The sequence below is a fragment of the Corynebacterium alimapuense genome (genome assembly GCF_003716585.1).
GTDB classification, from domain to species: domain Bacteria; phylum Actinomycetota; class Actinomycetes; order Mycobacteriales; family Mycobacteriaceae; genus Corynebacterium; species Corynebacterium alimapuense.
In genome coordinates this window covers 379,611-398,302 of sequence record NZ_PTJO01000003.1, presented here as the reverse complement: position 1 = coordinate 398,302, position 18,692 = coordinate 379,611, and the positions used below count along the sequence as shown (strand labels likewise).

13 protein-coding genes are annotated in these 18,692 nt (G+C 55.6%); 10 read left to right on the top strand and 3 right to left on the bottom strand.

The genetic code is table 11. The features are described 5' to 3' along the window. The first annotated feature begins 630 nt into the window (after nt 1–630). The 4 genes from C5L39_RS03215 to C5L39_RS03200 all read left to right on the top strand — a co-directional run bounded on the left by C5L39_RS03215 (nt 631) and on the right by C5L39_RS03200 (nt 7,237). Complete coding sequence (locus tag C5L39_RS03215) at nt 631–2,574, top strand: hypothetical protein (RefSeq protein ID WP_126268721.1); 1,944 nt, start codon at nt 631–633, stop codon at nt 2,572–2,574. Nucleotide 2,575: 1 nt separating this feature from the next. Continuing rightward, nucleotides 2,576–4,096 carry a hypothetical protein gene (locus C5L39_RS03210; RefSeq protein WP_126268720.1) on the top strand — a complete coding sequence of 507 codons (1,521 nt, stop codon included), beginning with the start codon at nt 2,576–2,578 and terminating at the stop codon, nt 4,094–4,096. After that, the gene (locus C5L39_RS03205) at nt 4,089–5,534 is read left to right on the top strand and encodes a glycosyltransferase (RefSeq protein ID WP_123047434.1); all 1,446 of its coding nucleotides are present in this window, start codon (nt 4,089–4,091) and stop codon (nt 5,532–5,534) included. The genes C5L39_RS03210 and C5L39_RS03205 overlap by 8 nt, the downstream gene beginning before the upstream one ends. 89 nt (nt 5,535–5,623) lie before the next feature. Further along, complete coding sequence (locus C5L39_RS03200; protein ID WP_165857961.1) at nt 5,624–7,237, top strand: glycosyltransferase family 39 protein; 1,614 nt, start codon at nt 5,624–5,626, stop codon at nt 7,235–7,237. 48 nt (nt 7,238–7,285) lie between these two features. On the opposite strand, the gene yaaA is transcribed toward C5L39_RS03200, so the two are convergent. Beyond that, nucleotides 7,286–8,014, bottom strand: a complete 729-nt coding sequence (yaaA, locus tag C5L39_RS03195) for a peroxide stress protein YaaA (protein WP_123047432.1) — start codon at nt 8,012–8,014, stop codon at nt 7,286–7,288. A 32-nt stretch (nt 8,015–8,046) separates the two neighbouring features. On the opposite strand from yaaA, the gene C5L39_RS03190 reads away from it, so the two are divergent. Then, a complete protein-coding gene (locus C5L39_RS03190) occupies nt 8,047–9,804 on the top strand; it encodes a proline--tRNA ligase (protein ID WP_123047431.1) in 1,758 nt (585 codons plus the stop codon). Nucleotides 9,805–9,887: 83 nt separating this feature from the next. Here C5L39_RS03190 and C5L39_RS03185 read toward each other — a convergent pair whose 3' ends face one another. After that, the gene (locus C5L39_RS03185) at nt 9,888–11,864 is read right to left on the bottom strand and encodes an MMPL family transporter (RefSeq protein WP_123047430.1); all 1,977 of its coding nucleotides are present in this window, start codon (nt 11,862–11,864) and stop codon (nt 9,888–9,890) included. Nucleotides 11,865–11,913: 49 nt separating this feature from the next. Next, on the bottom strand, nt 11,914–12,762 hold the full coding sequence (locus C5L39_RS03180) for a DUF4439 domain-containing protein (RefSeq protein ID WP_123047429.1): 849 nt from the start codon (nt 12,760–12,762) through the stop codon (nt 11,914–11,916). Nucleotides 12,763–12,800: 38 nt separating this feature from the next. Between C5L39_RS03180 and rimP the strand changes: the two genes are divergently transcribed. From rimP to C5L39_RS03155, 5 genes are all read left to right on the top strand, one after another. Further along, the gene (gene rimP / locus C5L39_RS03175) at nt 12,801–13,355 is read left to right on the top strand and encodes a ribosome maturation factor RimP (RefSeq protein WP_123047428.1); all 555 of its coding nucleotides are present in this window, start codon (nt 12,801–12,803) and stop codon (nt 13,353–13,355) included. Further along, nucleotides 13,352–14,344: a transcription termination factor NusA gene (gene nusA / locus C5L39_RS03170; RefSeq protein ID WP_123047427.1), complete on the top strand. Its 993-nt coding sequence runs from the start codon at nt 13,352–13,354 to the stop codon at nt 14,342–14,344. The genes rimP and nusA overlap by 4 nt, the downstream gene beginning before the upstream one ends. Nucleotides 14,345–14,485: 141 nt before the next feature. Continuing rightward, nucleotides 14,486–14,824: a YlxR family protein gene (locus tag C5L39_RS03165; RefSeq protein ID WP_123047426.1), complete on the top strand. Its 339-nt coding sequence runs from the start codon at nt 14,486–14,488 to the stop codon at nt 14,822–14,824. A gap of 108 nt (nt 14,825–14,932) precedes the next feature. Continuing rightward, entirely contained in the window at nt 14,933–17,887 is a 2,955-nt protein-coding gene (gene infB, locus C5L39_RS03160) for a translation initiation factor IF-2 (RefSeq protein WP_123047425.1), read from the top strand. A gap of 1 nt (nt 17,888) precedes the next feature. Beyond that, nucleotides 17,889–18,683 (top strand): metallophosphoesterase family protein, encoded by a 795-nt coding sequence (locus C5L39_RS03155; RefSeq protein WP_123047424.1) that lies wholly within the window; start codon nt 17,889–17,891, stop codon nt 18,681–18,683. Nucleotides 18,684–18,692: the final 9 nt, after the last annotated feature.

The following is an 18,692-nucleotide window of genomic DNA, read 5'->3' as shown; positions in this document are numbered from 1 at the left end:
TGCGCTGGCACACTGCGGACGGCCAATCTCAACGACCTCGGTGGTAGCGGCCTGGTGTGTTCCTTTGGCTATCTCAGCCGCTACCTTGCAGACGTGTATAGAACTACTGCTTTGGCAGCGACCGAATGGCCAATAGTGTGGTGGGTATTTCGCTGGTATTGATCAGTCTGTGTTGCCTTAGAACTGCCGTCTTTGACCGCGCGCCCACTTAGCTTGCAGTGTCAGGGTGTCAGGAATTCTCACAAGCGCTCGCTAGCGTCGATCACTTCAGCCCGATAGGGCTGCCGCTAGCTTCTAGATGCCAATACTCTTGAGCTGTAACCTAGAGGTTGCTTTCTGCAAGTAAGAATTTTTGTTGGCAAGAATATTGAATGCGTCGATGTTAAGGTACCACTATAACTGGATAGGGAGGAAGCCTGATGTCTTGAGGACCGTCTCTCATTCCCCTGCGTAGTGGTGCCGCGTGGATCTATGTTGGTTCCCAGAACAGGTTTTTCTCGTTCAGATAGATTCTCTATGATTGTCGAACGGGAAACTAGAGCAGTTCTTGAAATGAAGAACAATATCCCTGAACTAGTTTATCGACTTCTTCCTATCTATCACGTGGAAAACTAATAAGATAGGAGCATTATGCGTTCGATATCCAAAATGGCATTAGCAACAACAGTACTTGTTGGTATTTTCCAGATGCCTATGGCAAACGCGCAGGAGAGCTCAGAATTAGATTTCCCTACCCTCGGCCTTAACGAGAACATCTCAATGGCCGGACGTACCGCGACCACAATCTTAACTCTTCCCGTCCCCTCTGGCACTACACCAGAAACATTGACAGGGTCAATGCAAGCTCCCTCAGGATATAATGGTGGGAATATAAAGATCTATCAAGATGAGCAACTGTTAGCTATCACAGAATTAGAAATAGTCGATGGATTAGCTGAGTTTGCGATACCCATCTTGGACTTGAACGTCGTTGGTCAAGAAGCAACTATACAAGTCCGTACTTCTTTAGAATACTCGGACAGTAACTGGTGTCATGATGACTGGGATGATCCAGCAACACTAACAAATCTCTCTATGACCTACGCTGGAGAGCCAGCGCTACCCATGGTCATTTCGGAGTACCTGCCATCGGTGCTAGATCGAATTAGTATCTATATACCGCAGGAACCATCAGAATCAGAATCAGCAGCAGCTATCGAACTATCATCAGCGCTGTCGGCGCAGTACCGTACTCAGAACCCCGAGATAGATTTGATCAGTTTAGCTGCCGGGGAGTCTAGTCCTCGTGCATCGGCAGACGCCTTCGAGCGAAAGTTTGTCATTAGTGATCAAGAAGACTCAGAGGTTGTGCTAGAAAATCCAGGAGCAGATAGCATGTTCTTGCGGATTAGTGGTCAAGGGAATGCTCTGGTTGATCAGGCGCGACTGTTGAGTAGCGAGCTACTACCGCTAGTTAACACAAACTCTGCAGAACTTGCGTCCCACGCTGAGATTCCGCAGTTAGAACCAAGATCGATGACGGTGGAAGAATTAGGTAACTTCACCCTAGAGACAGAGGGAATTGGAAGAACCAGTGTAAACATCGGATTTGATCAGTCGAGAATGGGATCATTCCCGACTGAGTTAGAGGTAAATCTCAGCGGAGGGTATGTGCCACTTCCCGCAGATATGAATGGACAACTGATTTTTCACATCGGAGATACCGTGATTGATCAATTGCCCCTCAATCAAGGCGGAGAGTTTAATCATACTCTGTTGATTCCACAAGATTTATTCTCTCGATTCCCTCAACTTGAAGTTGAACTTCGCAGCACCGGTACCGTCGAGTGCAATGTCACTCAACCTTTGAGTTTGTGGATTGATCCTAAAAGCACGGTGAACACTGAGCTATCGGATACACCAGAAAACGCAGGATTCCTTTCTCTGCCACAAGGATTCATTCCTACTGTCAATGTTGCGCTAGCTGAAGGGGACTTCGCTGATGTGCAGCGGGCAGTGAGCATCATTGATGGTGTTCAAATGTTGGGAACTACCCGGTTACGTCCCGAGCTGGTGTCTTGGGAAGACGCAATAGTGAGCCAGCAGCCGGCGGTGCTCATTGATGCTGGGGGCGAATCCTCAACGGATTTATCGCTTCCAGTAGAAACAGAAAATGGAGTCCTTACGGTTGAAGGAAGCGAAGATGTTATCAACCTGGATCAACTTGAATACGGGGGAATAGAGACTTTCTGGGATGAGGAAAACAGCCGTATGCTGCTGGTCGCTAGCTCAGCGGGTGATCCGGCTGAACTTGATAGAGTCCTAAATTGGCTTGACCAGGACCAAGACCGTTGGTATGAACTCAGCGGCCAGGCTCTCCTGCAATCAGTGGGAAACCTAGGCGATCCTATGGAAGTGACCGTCTCCGCAGCGCAACTAGATCAACAGCCTAGTACCGATAAAACTGCTTGGATTGTAGGAGCTGTACTACTCAGTCTTCTTACCGTCGGAGTAATAGCAATCGTGCTACGTAGCCGTGCACGTAGCCGGGCATCAAAGGCTGAGGGCGACGATCTAAACTTGGAACAACGATGATATGAGTCTTTCCACGTTGTTAAAGCCAACTACCCCCAGTGTGAAGCAGCCGCGCCGCAGCATACGCTACGCGCTGCGTTGGTTAGTGGCTATTGTGCTGGGACTCGTTGCCTTCAACCAATCTGTTGAACGGACAGTGGAATATTTCCACTACGGGGCAGCTGCCTACAGTCTGACCATGCTATTGGCTGTACTAGTTCTGCTAGTTGGTATTGATCGGCAACGAGTTAAACAGTTACCGATTCATGATCGCGAAGTCGACTATATAATTGGCAGCATTGCCATCATCATCTCGATGACCATCGAATGGCAGCTAGTAGCTAGATTTGCTGATTGGTACTTTCTCTTACGTTTTGATCTTTTAGCAGTAGTGGTGTGGACTTTTGGTGCATCGGTTCTATTGTTTGGCACACGTGCAACTCTTCAATATTCACGAATATGGCTACTGCTCCTGGTCTTTAACCCGCCGGTTTTTTTGTTTATCGGACTGATCGCTGGAGGAAATTGGTGGGGTAGCGTCATTGCTAGTGCCATTATTCTGTCAGTTGCTGGTTTTTTGGCTATCGGTGGCAAAACACTCCTGCGACTAGCTTTTGGTCTAGCGGTATTCATTGGCAATATTTTAGTCGCTTTTCCAGTAGTGGTAATCTTGCCAGAGAAGCCAATTCAGACGGCACAGATTCCTGCAGTGATTGTCGTGGTTTTCCTTTTGTTCCTCTCCAATTGGAAATTATTTTCTCGGATAGCCTCTAGGTCAGCTACCAAAGCAACGGCAGGTCACCCAGAAAAGTCAGCGCCGCTTATTTCTCCTACGGTCAAAGATACGAAAATAGCTATTGCGATACTGGCAGTCAGCTCAATCGTTATCGCGGCGTATCCACTTCCTAAGGTGCAGTTCGAGGAGATACCTTCTGGTCCAATTTACAGTTCTACTCCTGGCATCGATGTGCCTGCTGGTTGGGTGCAGCTAGAAGAAGACAATATGAGTTGGGCTAGCACTTTCTTTGGAGAGGGCTCGACTTTGATACATCAGGAGATTGAATCTGATTTTGGGTTAGTTGATAATGATGGAATTAATGCAGAACATCGAGTAGTTGTAGATACTCTTCATTCGGATAGCATCTATCGCATTGAGATGTTCAATAAGCAAATGCTCTATAGCACTATCAATGGTAGGCAGTCTAGACCTATTCAAGTAGACCTCGGTCATGGAGTGACCGGTAGTGTCTACACAATTGTCGATGAAGATAAGTACCAAACGTCCACTAGGTTGGATTTTGATTGGAATCGCGAAGGTGATGTGATTGAATCAGTTTCAATAATCACAGTGGATGAAGCAGTGGACTATTCCTCGTTTCCACAATTAAGCCCATCGTTTAGTAACGTTCTTCTGCGAATAGTGACTATCTTCTTAAGGGGAAATGCTGTCACGGTTGATGAAAGTTCGACGTATCGAAATCTTGAAGTAGTGAGTTCCGTTGGGCGCAGCATCGTTGAGGAAACGTGGAGGGACCATGACTAGCAATATTTTGGCAATTGATGCTCCAGAAGAGCAGAAACGTGCGGCACTTGAAGATGCCATTGATGGTCTCCGTACGCGAGATCCACTAGTTTCCGCGGCGATTGCTTTCACCGGACGGCAGAAGATTCTATTCGCGTCGCTAGCGGTGCTAACTCTTCTCGGACTCATTTTGGCGACTAATTGGATGCTGGTTTTCATCTCGGGAACGATGATTGCAGTTTATGTACTAACCTTGGTAGATCGCATGGTTATGTTTTATCGCGGGCTGGATCAGAACGCTATCCTTCGAGTCAGTGATGAAGAGGCCCTGGCGATACCTGATGAGGATTTGCCAGCCTACACAGTGCTGGTTCCCGCATATGGTGAGCCAGAGGTGATTGGGCAGCTACTAGCTTCAATGCGCTCTATTAATTATCCTGCTGAGAAACTACAGGTTCTTCTTCTGCTTGAAGCGGATGATGAGCCGACCATCCTTGCTGCGGAAGACGCTGGAGTGGATGAAATATCTACTATTTTGAAAGTTCCGGATGCGCAACCACGGACTAAGCCAAAAGCATGTAATTATGGTTTACATTTTGCAACGGGTGAAATAGTTACTATTTTTGATGCCGAGGATATTCCCGACCCACTTCAACTGCGTAAAGTGGTGATTGCTTTCAATAGTCTTCCAGATACTGTTGCCTGTGTTCAATCTCGCTTATCGTATCGGAATCCTCGTCAGAATCTTCTCACAGCTTGGTTTACTATCGAGTATGACGTGTGGTTCAATTTTCTACTTCCGGGAATTATGCGGATGAACGCGCCGGTTCCATTAGGCGGGACTTCGAACCATTTGAAAGCTCCAGTCATTCGGGCTTTGGGGGCATGGGATCCCTACAATGTCACCGAGGATGCAGATTTGGGTGTCCGGATTAAGGCCTTTGGTCATTCCACTGCGGTACTCGATTCAGTGACGTGGGAGGAGGCAAATAGCGACACGATTAACTGGCTTCGACAACGTTCTCGTTGGTATAAAGGATATTTGCAGACATGGTTGGTCTATATGCGCCGACCTGGCTGGCTAGTGAGGGAAATTGGTCTGGTGCCGGCTATCCGTTTCACTGTTCTAATGGCAGGAACGCCGATTATTGCAGTGCTCAACCTAGTTTTTTGGTATCTATCATTGACTTGGATTTTGGGGCAGTCGTCTTTTATCGCCATGATTTTCCCTCCGCTGGTTTACTATCCTGCTTTGGTATCTCTTATTGTTGGCAATGCGGCAATCATGTATATGAATTTAATTGGCTGCCGAGAAGAACGTGATCCGTTTCTGGTTATCGGAGTGTTGCTCTTTCCCCTTTATTGGCTGTTAATGGCAATTGCTGCGGTGAAGGGGACATGGCAGCTTTTGTTTCGGCCTTCCTATTGGGAAAAGACTGCACATGGGCTGGACTCATAATGACTATATTAAGCAAGTCGGAGTCTTTGAGCACCGACAAGACTGCCCCCACTTCAAGCCGAAAAGCTGGCATAGTCCTGTTTTGGAGTATGGCATTGATCTATTTTGGGGCTGGAGCGTGGGTCGCCCTATCTATGAAGTTCTTCCTCGGCGATTCCTTGGGGCGCGTCCAGGAAGCGCAATCGGTGCTATTTGGACGTGACCCGTCTCTTTCCGCAATGGGGTTTGTTTTTACGCCGTTATCTACGCTGGCTGAGATACCATTGGTCGCTGCTACTCCTTTGATCCCAGAAATGACTAGATATGCTCTTGCCGCAGTAGTGGTTTCTGCCTTGTTTATGGCCGGCGCCTGCTACCAGTTATGGAAGATGGCAATCGAGCGTGGAGTTCCGCTCTGGTTTAGCTACGCGGTCGTATTACTGTTCGCGCTGAATCCAATGATTATTTTTTATGGTGCTACAGGCATGAGCGAGGCGCCATTTCTATTCGCTATGCTATGGGCTTGTCGGCGCTTACTTCGTTGGCTTGAGACTGATGATGTTCATGATCTAGCTGCAGCTGGTGTTGCTCTAGCAGTGGCTTTTTTAGCGAGATATGATGCTTTGGTGGTCAGTGTTGCCACCGCCATAGTCGTGGGGATGATCACGTGGAAGCGACGCTCCCACATCACCGCTGGGCTATACAAAGGTTATGCGTTAGTCGATGTGCTGGTTTTCCTTGCTCCGGTGAGCCTGGCTTTCCTGGTGTGGACTATCTCCGGATGGCTTATTACAGGCGACTTAGTTTCCCAGCTATCTTCTAGTTATGGCAACGAAGCTATTATTGAGCAATTAGGAGGCCTGGAAGGTGGAGCAGAGGCATTTTCCAATTCGCTAGTCAGAATACTAATTCTGGCACCATTATTGCCTCTGCTGTTACTAGTTAGTTTGATGTTGTCCATTAGACGGGGTTCGTGGGAGATGGTCCTGCCCGTAGTCTTGATGGGCTCAGCTCTTGCATTTCAAGTGTTCTCGGCGACCACGGGGACAACGTTTGAATTCTTGCGCTTTTTTCTGGTCGCAATCGGGTTGAATGCTGTGCTGCTATTGCTATGTGCACCGGCTTCGGCAACGTTTCGAGCTCGACGTCCGGGGCGCGCGGCTGTCCTCAGTGCCAAACAACCAGCGGTTAGCCCCGGCATTCTTGGAGTGCTAGTGGCTGCATCAGCCGCGAGTATCGCCCTGACCTTTCCTGTATTGGGATCAGACGATTGGGCTCCTCAAGAATATGCACTGCAGCAAGAGCTATCTGGAAACCGAGGCACCAGTTTGGACCAGATCCAACAGCAATCGAGTGAGTTGCGAACATTCGGAACTGAACGACGACTAGCTGATTATCTAGACGTGCTCAATTTGGCAGACGGGGCCGTATTGGTGGACTCTACCTATGGCTTCGCGGTGGTAGTGGCTTCAAATAATCCACGTCAGTTCACAATTCCATCGGACTCCGATTTTATTGATCGATTGGAAGAACCTGCTGAGCAAGGGGTGGAATATATCCTGGCGGTGCCTTCGGAAGGGCGAGGAGCGCAAGATCCCATTAACCTGAGATACCCAACGTTCTATGCAGATGGCGCGGATATTGCCACTTTAGAATTGATCGCTGTCAACGATGGACGTCCTGAGCAGCCTGATTGGCGGCTCTACCGAGTAAGACAACAGTGATGCGATTAGGCCAGATCTAATGGACTCCGGTTTCTGTAGGTCTAGTGGCTAGACCACCAGCGTCAACGCGGTGGGCGAGGTCATCTCCATCTCCAAGCCGGCCTCCGCGGCGATGTCCACCACCTCTGCTGCCGAACTGGCTTCCTGCGGTGATAACGCCAGCACACGGGCAAGTGTTCCCTTGTACTGCTTATTAAAGTGGCTGACCACCTTCCGGCTACCATCCGGGCGCACCGACTCCACGCGCACCACCACCGCATCTGGAACCTTGCCTAATTGTTGGTAAGCACCGGAACGTAAATCAACCACCAACTCCTCGCGCGCTAACTCTTCCGAGATCACCTTCCCCCAGCGCGCTTTCATCGTCGGCGTGGCACCGGTTGTGCTCGGCAATTTGGTTCCCCCAGAGAGCCGATAGCGGGGGATGAGATCCTCAGCTCGAACGAGACCGAACAAAGCAGAACCGACCACCAGGCGCGGCAATGCGGCAGCAGGCAGCGAGGCGGCATCGAGGGCGTCGAAAAGCACACCGGTATAGCGAAAAATAGCGGGCATAGTCGGGCTGGTTATTAGCTCCTGATTAGCCTGCGCATCGCCGCGCAGCTTCTCTGAAATCCCCAGTACACCCAGAGCCTCATTCACCGGTAGTGCAGAGAGATCCGCCAGAATAGATTCGCGCACGGCATTGAGCGCAGGAAAGGCTAATGAGCCCAAATCGAGCGGTCCACAAGACCCGCCTTGAGCTTTGGTTTCAGAAGGTGGCAGCACAATCATCATAGCGATCAGGCTACCGGGTAGAGTTACTTTTTATGATCACACGCCTGTCCTCGCTTTTCCTGCGCACGCTGCGCGAAGACCCCGCTGAGGCCGAGGTCCCCAGCCACAAGTTGCTGCTGCGCGCCGGCTATATTCGCCGTGCCGCCCCGGGCGTGTATTCCTGGTTGCCGCTGGGGCTGCGCACGATGCGCAAGATCGAGACTGTGGTCCGCGAGGAAATGGACGCCATCGGCGGCCAAGAGCTGCTCTTTCCGGCGCTACTGCCGCGAGATCCCTATGAAAAGACCAACCGCTGGACCGAATACGGCCCCTCCCTGTTTCGTCTAAAAGACCGCAAGGGCAACGACATGCTGCTCGGTCCGACTCATGAGGAAATGTTCGTCTCTGCGGTCAAGGACATGTACTCCTCGTACAAAGATTTCCCCGTCACCCTCTACCAGGTTCAAACCAAGTACCGCGATGAAGAGCGTCCCCGCGCCGGGATCCTGCGCGGTCGCGAGTTTGTGATGAAGGACTCCTACTCCTTCGATATGTCTGATGAAGGCCTAGAGGTCTCCTATGCGGCGCATCGCGCTGCCTACCAGAAGATCTTTGACCGCCTAGGCGTGGACTACGCCATCTGTGAAGCCACCTCCGGTGCTATGGGCGGCTCTGCTTCTGAGGAGTTCTTGGCCATCAGCGCCAACGGCGAAGACACTTTCGTCAGCGCTACTGAGGGCGATTATGCCGCCAATGTTGAGGCCGTGGTGACCCAGCCTGGCATTTCTCGACCCATCGAAGGCCAGCCGGAGGCGGTAGAACACGAGACCCCCGATGCCGAGACCATCACCGCACTGGTGGACTGGGCTAATCAGGCAGGCGTGCAGGTCGCCGGCCATGAGGTCACTGCTGCCGATACCCTCAAGTCCATCGTGCTCACCGTGTTGGAGCCAGGCGCAGAAGAACGTGAACTGCTCGGCGTGCTGATTCCGGGCGACCGTGAGGTAGACCTCAAGCGCCTCGAAGCTGCTCTGGAGCCGGCCGAGGTGGCCTTGGCTGAGGACGCTGATTTCCGCAAGAATCCCTTCCTGGTCAAGGGCTATGTCGGCCCGCGGAGCCTGGCAGCCAATGGTGTCCGCGTGCTCGCCGATCCGCGCGTGGTCAGTGGTACTTCTTGGATTACCGGTGCCGATGCTAAAAACCACCACCTGGTGGGCCTAGTTGCCGGCCGTGACTTCGAGATTGACGGATTCATCGAGGCCGCTGAGGTCCGCGAGGGCGATCCCGCGCCGGAAGGCCAGGGCACCTTACAGCTTGAGCGCGGCATTGAGATTGGCCATATCTTCCAGCTCGGCCGCAAGTACACCAAGGCTTTTGACCTGCAGATCCTGGATATTAACGGCAAGCGTGCCGTCCCAACCATGGGTTCCTATGGCATCGGTGTCTCGCGTTTGATGGCGGTGCTCGCGGAGCAGCGCCATGATGAGAAGGGTCTTAATTGGCCCGTCGAGATTGCTCCCTACCAAGTACACGTGGTCGTAGCGAACAAGGATGCCGCTGCCGTTGAGGCCGCTGGCAATATCGCTGCGGAGCTTGATGGTGCAGGCCTCGAGGTGCTATTCGACGACCGTCTCAAGGTCAGCCCCGGCGTGAAGTTTAAGGATGCTGAACTGCTGGGGATGCCCTTCGTGGTGATCTTGGGTCGTTCGTTTGCCGATGGCGTCATCGAGCTGCGGATCCGCGGCGAGCAGACCCTAGAGATCCCAGCCGATGAGGCAGTAACTCGGCTCCTGGAGCTGGTGCGCGGTTAGTGGCGCTGCTTGTTAGCTAGAAAAATCTCCCCCTTTGCCGCGCTGGCAAAGGGGGAGATTTTTCTAAGGCAGTGAGTAGGGGATTAGACCTTCAAGGACTCATCCTCAGAGACTTCATTGGCAGGGATATTGCTATCGAGCTTGGCTGGCCACCAGAATTTCTCGCCCAATATTTGGACTAGGGCGGGGATCAAGATTGTGCGCACCAAGAGGGTGTCCAACAAGACACCGACGAAGATGACGATGCCCAACTGGGCCAACACCACCAGCGGCAGCACGCCCAAGGCGGCGAATACCGAAGCCAGCAAGATACCGGCGGAGGTGATCACACCACCGGTGGCCGAAAGCGAACGCAGCACGCCCTCCTTCGTGCCGACGATCTTGGCTTCCTCCTTAGCCCTGGTGATCAGGAAGATGGAGTAGTCGATACCCAAGGCAACCAGGAACACGAAGGCATACAGCGGGGTCGAGCCGTCGAAACGCTCGAAGCCGAAGATACCGACTGAGATCCACCAGCCCACGCCCAAAGCAGCGACGTTAGTTAGGACCACGGTGGCAGTCATGATCAGCGGCGCCACCACCGAACGCAGCAGCACCATCAGCGTTACCAAGATCAGCGCGAGGATGACTGGGAAAATAACCTGCCGGTCAGCGGCATTGGAGATCTCTGCGTCATAGAGCTGAGCATCGGTGCCACCGACGAGGGCATCGGTGCCGGTGAGCAGTTCGCGCAACTCCGCGGTATCCGGTCCAGCGATCTGGAGAATATCCCAGTCCCCAGCGGGTTCTTGGGGAGTAACCGTAGCGCCGTCTTCTTCCAATGAAGTAGTGACCATCTCTGCCTGTTGGGTGGCCACGATCGCCGGAGTGGCATCTTGATCAGGGAAGGCTTCCTCAAGGTCGGTAGCCGCTGAGATGGACTCGGGGGTATCGATGAACTGATCAGACCTAGTCAGGCCGGTTTCTAGTTGGAAAGCACCGATGGAGGCCGCACCGAGGATCAACAGTGAAACTAAGACCACCGGGATCGGACGGCCCCGGACGAACTCGCCGATCCGGTCCCAGAACTTATGGTTGACGCTATCGCCGAGCTTGGGCACCTTGGGCCAGAAGACCCACCGGCCGAAGAACACGAGGATGCCGGGCAGAACAAACATGGCGAAAATAAAGGCCACGATGATGCCGAATACTGAGGCCATGCCCAAGCCGCGGGTGGTCGGTATGGCAGAAAGTAGCAGACAGGCCACACCAATGACCACGGTCGCACCAGAGGCAAAGACCGTCTTAATGGTCGGCCCCCACGTAGCGGCCATGGCATCGAAGCGACTCTCGTGATTATGGAGTTCATCCCGGTAGCGAGAGATCAGCAGCAAGGCGTAGTTGGTGCCGGCGCCAAACACTAGAACCGACAGGATGCCGGAGGTGGATTCGTTCCAAGCGCCGCCAACAGCATCAAGGATCCACGTGTAACCAGTGGCAGCGACGCGATCGGCGACACCAATTACTAGCAGAGGCAAGATCCACAGAATAGGGGAGCGGTAAGTCACGATCAGCAAGAAGGCCACGATCAAGCCGGTTACTGCCAGCAAGATGAAGTTGGCACCTTCAAACACGCCTGAAAGGTCAGCGTTGATGGCAGCAGGTCCAGTGACCTGGGAGGTGACGTTGTCAGGGAGCCCTTCAGCAGCCTCCGCGCGGATGTCGGTGACCAAGTCGACGTTGTCAGTCAGACCCTCTGCGGGTACCTCAATGGGCACAATCGCGGCGGTCATATCCTCGCTGGGGATCAGCGGGCCACCTAGTTGTTCAGCACGCTGACCAAGATCGGCCATATCGATGGTCGATTCATCAGTGGTGCTGAAAAAGACGATGGCAGCACTGGTGTCTTCGCCAGGGCGTTGTTCGAGGATCTCAGCGACCCTAGTGGATTCAGCATCATCGGGGAGCATATCGGTGGAATTGGAGGGTTGCTCCGCAGCCCCGAGGGCGATTACGCCGATCCCGAATGCAATTAAAAGAAGGGCAAGCCATCGGAAGGCTTTAGCAGTTGAGGCAGTCACGGGATGAGACCTTCCGGAACAGAAGTTGTGGACACCTCAGCATAGACCCTTAATTGCCTGTGAGGAATGCCTCAGTAGCTAGCTCCGAGTGCGCAGTGGCAGCTACCAGCCATTCACGCCAATCTGGCGACTGCGCATCAACGGCAGCAGCGAGCCAATCTTGGGCGAGATCGCTCTCGATCCGGTCGACAAAAGCCTCGGCTTCTTTCGCGGTGCTCAGTTCGTCGATCCCGTTGAACTCATAGCCAGCCTCAGCGACCGGTATCTCACTGTCGCCGTCACTATCATTGTCGTTGGCGATGACAAGGGCCTCACGCAGCGCAGAGATCCGTTGCACATGTGTCTGTGCCAGAGCATCGAGTGCGTCTAAGCGATCGAAGGAGATAAACGCTCGGGCCACACCGAGCCCGTAGACGACGGCGTACTCGCGCTCTAAGAGCAGGCGCGCATCTGCACTACTTCGTTCCGGATCAACTGCGACAGGTAGCTCGGAGGGGGCTTCCACACGGGCTAGATCGACGGCTTGGCGGGTCACCAACGCCACGGATTCCTCAGGCACATCTTCGGCGGCTTCCAGCGTTAGGGCCAAAGATTGCTCAAGATCGATGCCGGTGGCCTGGGTTGGATCGGGAACAAATTCACAAGATTCGGGAATGGTGCCATTGGGAAATACCCCACACAAGCGGATGATCTCAGCTGAGAGCTCATCGGTGTGGCGTTGACGCAGCTCGGAAACTGCGCCGAACTGTTCGGTGTCGAGTGTGGCTTGATCTGCCAAGCTCGCCAATTCCTGGTTTGGCTTGGGGCCAAAGAAATCGAGGGTGTCCTCGATAGTGCAGGAGGCCAACAGCGGCGATACCGCCAGAGCGATGGCGATGGTGGCGAGACGACGGTTCACGAAAACTCACCCTACCGGTCCGGGATAGGCTAAGCGGTATGGCATTCCCCAGCGTCGAAGAACTCAGTCACCTGATCGCTCCTGTCGTCTCCTCTCATGGGCTCGACATCGAAGCAATCAAGATCACTAGAGCAGGCAAGAAATCAGTAGTCTCTATCCGGCTTGATGCCGATGATCGGCCGGACCTCGACAAGATCGAGGTCTTGGCCCAAGAGATCTCCGAGCTTCTCGACGCCGCCGAGGCCGCCAACGAAGTCAATCTCGGCGCCGGCTACACCCTGGAGGTCTCCACCCCAGGGGTTGACCTTCCGTTGACAGCACCGCGGCATTGGCGCCGCAACCGTCATCGCCTGGTCACCCTCTCCCAGGATGGCCAGTCCAGCACCTGGCGCATTGGCGCACTATCGGCCGAGGAAGATTCGGTCATCCTCGTGCGCACCGAAAAGAAACAACGGCTGGTAGAGGTGCACGAATTGGCAGATCCGGTATCTGCAGTGGTAGAAATTGAGTTCGCTAAAACTCCGGAAGCCGAGCTCGAGCTGACCGGACTCGACTTTGAACTGGCCATGACATGGCGAGAGGACCACAAGTGAATATTGATATCCGGGCGCTTGAAGCGATCGAGAAGGATCAGGGAATCGGCGTTGACGATCTCCTCCAGACCATCGCCGGGGCACTGTTGCATGCATACCGCGAGCATCGCGGACCCGCAGAAAACTCCCGGGCTCGCGTGGATTTCGACAAGACCACCGGCTCAGTGACCATCATCGTCTCCGAGCTCGATGAAAACGACGAAGTTGTCTCCGAGTTTGATGACACCCCCAGCAACTTTTCCCGGATCGGCGCGCAAGCAGTCCGTGACGCCATCATTCGCCGCATGCGTGAGGCTGAAGCTGGCCGTGCTTTCGATGCTTACCAAGGCTATGAAGGCCAGGTTGTCTCCGGTGTCGTTCAGCGTGACTCCGCCGCTAACTCCCGTGGCATGGTCGTGGTTCAGCTGGGTACTGAGGCCGACCATCAGGATGGTATTTTGCTGCCCGCTGAGCAGATCCCCGGCGAAAAGCTCGAGCACGGCGATCGTGTTAAGGCATTCATCGTCGGAGTGAACCGAGGCACCCGCAACATCCAGATCAACCTCTCACGCACCCACCCCGAGCTAGTTCGTGGCCTGTTCGAGTTGGAAATCCCCGAAGTTGCTGACGGTTCTGTCGAGATCATCTCCATTGCTCGCGAAGCAGGGCATCGTTCCAAGATCGCGGTTATCGGCCGAGTCAAGGGACTCAATGCCAAGGGTGCTTGCATCGGCCCGCGTGGACAGCGCGTGACCAATATTATGAACGAACTGGGTGGCGAAAAGCTCGATATCATCGACTTCTCCGAGGACCCAGCCGTCTATGTTGGTAACGCTTTGGCCCCGTCCAAGGTCGTCAACGTGGAGATCACCGATGCAGAAGCTCAAGCTGCCCAGGTGACGGTTCCCGATTATCAGCTCTCGCTGGCCATCGGTAAAGAAGGCCAGAATGCGCGCCTGGCAGCTCGCCTAACCGGTTGGAAGATTGACATCCACTCTGACGCTGATTAGAGCTAAATGATCCTCCGGGCAGAGAAAAACTGCGCGGAAGTTCAAATTCAGGTGAAAATGGCGTAAACTCTCACGTGGCCTATGTGAGATCATGCCGTCGAGCCTCGACGGCAGTCTGAGCCAGTCACTATGAGGAGACGAATGACGGAAATCCGCGAACGTGCCACTGGTACATCCCGCGAGATCCGTGTCCGTACCTGTATAGCGACTAGGGAGCGCAGACCCGACACAGAGTTGCTCCGAGTGGTCCTCGATCCCGAGGATCCCACTCGTACCAGGCTCTTGCCGGATCCCTCTCGAAAACTCCCCGGTCGGGGAGCTTGGATTACACCTGATGTGGTCGCATTAGAGCTAGCGGAACAACGCCGCGCCTTTGGGCGGGCGTTCCGGATGTCCACGGCCGTGGATTCAGGTCACGTACGTACGTACCTCGCAGCACCCGTTGCCGGAACCGACATTACAAGGAAGACCGAACACTGATGAGCACATCACAATGAAGCATCAGCGATGAACGTCACAGACATCATCTAGAGGCCGAGAAACCCCTTTCCGGGGCACTCGTCCTCTAGGGAAATCAAGAGGAGAGAAGTGCCCGGAAAGTTACGTGTACATGAGCTTGCAAAACAGCTCGGTGTCACCAGCAAGGATTTGCTCGTCGCGCTCAAAGAGCAAGGCGAATTCGTCAAGACCGCATCATCGACCATCGAACCCCCGGTGGTAAAGAAGATGCGTAGCCACTACGAGAAGAGCACCGGTGCTGCTAAGCCCGCTGCTGCTACTTCAGGTGCCCCGAAGCCCGGTGCCCCTAAACCCGGCGCTCCCAAGCCCGGTGCCCCTAAACCCGGCGCTCCGAAGCCCGGCGCCCCTAAGCCTGCCGCTAAGCCCGGTGCTCCTAAGCCTGCTGCTAAGCCTGCTGCTGCAAAGCCGGCTCCAGCCAAGCCTGCTGCCGCGAAGCCTGCTGCTGCAAAGCCGGCTCCAGCCAAGCCTGCTGCCGCGAAGCCTGCTGCTGCAAAGCCTGCTCCAGCCAAGCCTGCTGGCGCTAAGCCCGCAGCTGCAAAGCCTGCTGCAGCGAAACCGGCTGCTGCCAAGCCGGGCGCACCTAAGCCTGCCGCTGCAAAGCCGGGAGCTCCGGCTCCCAAGCCCGGCGGAGAGCGTCCGAACCCCGCCAACGCCATGCCGCGCCCCATGCCCAAGCCGGGCGGACGGTCCCCGCGAGTGGCCAACAACCCCTTCTCATCCGGTGGCGGAAGCAATCGCCCCGGCCCGCGTCCAGGTGGACGCCCGCAGCAGGGCGGACGCCCCCAGCAGGGTGGCGGACCTCGTCCCGGTGGCTCCTCATCCGGCCCGCGCCCCGGTGGCGCACAAGGCGGAGCCAAGGGCGGCCGCGGCCAGGGCGGTCAGCGCCCCAATGCTGATCGTCCCGGTGCAGATCGCCCGGCACAGGGCGGCGGACGTCGTCCGAGCCCAGCTATGATGCCGACTCATCCGAGCCCCGGTGCAATGCCCCAGAAGTCGGCCGGCGCAGGTCGCGGTCGTGGCGGCTCCGGTGGCGGCAACCAAGGTGGCGGCTTCCGTCCCGGTGGTGGCCCCGGTGGCGGAAACCGTGGCGGTCGTCGTGGCGGTACCGCGGGTGCCTTCGGGCGTCCGGGTGGCGCACCTCGTCGTGGACGCAAGTCCAAGCGCCAGAAGCGGAATGAATACGAGTCCATGCAGGCTCCGAACGTCGTTGGCGGCGTTCGTTTCCCCGACGGTCGCGGCGCGAGCATTCGCCTGCGTCGTGGCGCATCCCTGTCTGACTTCGCTGACAAGATCAACGCCGATGCGGCCGCACTGGTCCAGGCCTTGTTCAACCTCGGCGAAATGGTCACCGCTACTGCTTCAGTCTCGGAAGAGACCCTGAAGCTGCTGGGTTCGGAGATCAACTACGAGGTTGAGGTCGTCTCTCCGGAAGACGAAGATCGTGAGCTGCTCGAGTCCTTCGACCTGCAGTTCGGCGAGGATGAGGGCGATGAAGACGCACTCATGAAGCGTCCTCCAGTGGTCACTGTCATGGGTCACGTTGACCACGGTAAGACCCGTTTGCTCGATACCATCCGTTCGGCCAACGTCGGTTCCGGCGAGGCCGGTGGCATCACTCAGGGCATTGGTGCCTACCAGGTGCCGCTCGTGATCGAAGATCGTGAACGTCGCATTACCTTCCTGGACACCCCGGGTCACGAGGCGTTTACCGCCATGCGTGCTCGTGGTGCCAAGTCCACTGACCTGGCAATCTTGGTCGTGGCTGCCGATGACGGCGTCATGCCCCAGACCATTGAGGCCATCAACCACGCCAAGGCCGCCAATATCCCGGTCGTGGTGGCGGTCAACAAGATCGATAAGCCAGAGGCTTCCCCGGAGAGGATCCGTGGCCAGCTCACCGAGTACGGCTTGATTCCTGAGGAGTACGGCGGCGACACCATGTTCGTCGACATCTCCGCCAAGCAGGGCATCAACATCGAGGAACTGCTCGAAGCTGTGGTCCTGACCGCAGATGCCTCCCTGGATCTGCGCGCCAACCCGGACATGGACGCTCAGGGCGTTGCTATTGAAGCTCACCTGGACCGCGGTCGCGGCCCGGTGGCTACTGTCCTAGTCCAGCGCGGTACCTTGCGCGTCGGCGACTCCATCGTCGTCGGTGGCAACTATGGCCGTGTGCGTCGCATGATCGATGAGCACGGTGCCGATGTCGCAGAAGCTGGCCCGTCTCGTCCGGTCCAGATGCAGGGACTCAATGGCGTCCCCGGCGCCGGCGATAACCTGCTGGTAGTCGAGGATGACCGTCTGGCACGACAGATCGCTGCTCAGCGAGATGCTCGTCGCCGCTCGGCCATGCAGGCTAAGTCCCGCAAGCGCGTTTCCCTCGAGGACCTGGATTCGGTCCTCAAGGAGACTTCGGTGCTCAACCTCATCCTCAAGGGCGACAACGCCGGCTCCGTCGAGGCGCTGGAAGAATCGCTGCTCAAGATCGAGATGGACGACGAGGTCGAGCTCAACATCATCGACCGCGGTGTCGGTGCGGTTACCCAGACCAACGTGTCCCTGGCCGCGGCGTCCAACGCTGTGATCATCGCCTTCAACGTTCGCGCTGAGGGTAAGGCCACCGAGGAAGCCAACTCCGAGGGCGTCGATATCCGTTACTACACGGTTATCTACCGCGCCATCGAAGAAGTCGAGCAGGCTCTCAAGGGCATGCTCAAGCCGATTTACGAAGAGCGCGAGGTCGGCGTTGCCGAAATCCGCGCGATCTTCAAGGCGTCCTCTGTCGGCCTCATCGCCGGTTGTATGGTCAGCTCCGGCAAGGTCCGCCGCAACGCGACCGCTCGGATCACCCGTGACAACGCCGTCATCGCGGAGAAGGCGACCATCCAGTCGCTGCGCCGTGAGAAGGACGATGCCACTGAGGTCTCCGCCGGTTACGAGTGCGGTATGGTCTTGTCCTACCCGAACATTCAGGTAGGCGACAAGATCGAGGTCTTCGAACAGGTCGAGGTCCCGCGCGACTAGCATGAGTCGCACCCTCTGGGTGGTCTCAGACCTCCATGTCACCTGGTCCGCAAACCGTAAGCGCGTTGAGCGCTTGCACCCTGCGGACCCGGGGGACTGGCTGATCGTCGCTGGAGATGTAGCTGAGGATATCGACGTCGTTGTTGATACCCTCGCCACTCTCCGGCGGCGATTTTCGCGTGTCATCTTCACCCCAGGCAACCACGAACTCTTTGCCAAGCGACACGATCGCTTTCGCGGACGTGAGCGCTACCGAGTGCTCGTGGAACTACTCCGAGCGGTCGGGGTTGATACCCCAGAAGATCCGTACCCGGTATTTGGTGGCGTCACTATCGCACCACTGTTTACTCTCTATGACTACAGCTTCCGCGATCCAGGCCATACCGCCACTCAAGCCATGAACGCCGCCCGAACAGCACGCGCGATGCTCGATGACACTCTCTATATTGAGCCCTTCGTCGATGTTGCCACCTGGTGTCAGGAACGAGTGGCCTACTCGCGAAAGCGCCTCGAACAGATCGATGGCCCGACCTTGCTGGTCAATCACTGGCCCCTAGTCGTGGAACCAACCCACGCGCTACGGCAACCGGAGTTGGCGTTGTGGTGCGGGGCTACCAGTACCCGGGATTTTGCTACCCGCTACCAAGCAGTGGCGGTAATTCACGGTCATCTGCACATGCCGCGAGAACTCATCGTCGAGGGAATCCCGCATGTGGATGTCTCTCTCGGCTACCCCTTTGAACAGCGCTATCAGCACCCGCGCGCTTGGCCGCTGCCGGGGCTGCGAATTGCCTGAGCCTAAGCC

Excerpts from the sequence above, each read along its gene's own strand:
- C5L39_RS03215 (WP_126268721.1), top strand. The coding sequence starts at position 631 with ATGCGTTCGATATCCAAAATGGCATTAGCAACAACAGTACTTGTTGGT.
- C5L39_RS03210 (WP_126268720.1), top strand. The coding sequence starts at position 2,576 with ATGAGTCTTTCCACGTTGTTAAAGCCAACTACCCCCAGTGTGAAGCAG.
- C5L39_RS03205 (WP_123047434.1), top strand. The coding sequence starts at position 4,089 with ATGACTAGCAATATTTTGGCAATTGATGCTCCAGAAGAGCAGAAACGT.
- C5L39_RS03200 (WP_165857961.1), top strand. The coding sequence starts at position 5,624 with ATGGCATTGATCTATTTTGGGGCTGGAGCGTGGGTCGCCCTATCTATG.
- yaaA (WP_123047432.1), bottom strand. The coding sequence starts at position 8,014 with ATGATGATTGTGCTGCCACCTTCTGAAACCAAAGCTCAAGGCGGGTCT.
- C5L39_RS03190 (WP_123047431.1), top strand. The coding sequence starts at position 8,047 with ATGATCACACGCCTGTCCTCGCTTTTCCTGCGCACGCTGCGCGAAGAC.
- rimP (WP_123047428.1), top strand. The coding sequence starts at position 12,801 with ATGGCATTCCCCAGCGTCGAAGAACTCAGTCACCTGATCGCTCCTGTC.
- C5L39_RS03165 (WP_123047426.1), top strand. The coding sequence starts at position 14,486 with ATGACGGAAATCCGCGAACGTGCCACTGGTACATCCCGCGAGATCCGT.
- C5L39_RS03155 (WP_123047424.1), top strand. The coding sequence starts at position 17,889 with ATGAGTCGCACCCTCTGGGTGGTCTCAGACCTCCATGTCACCTGGTCC.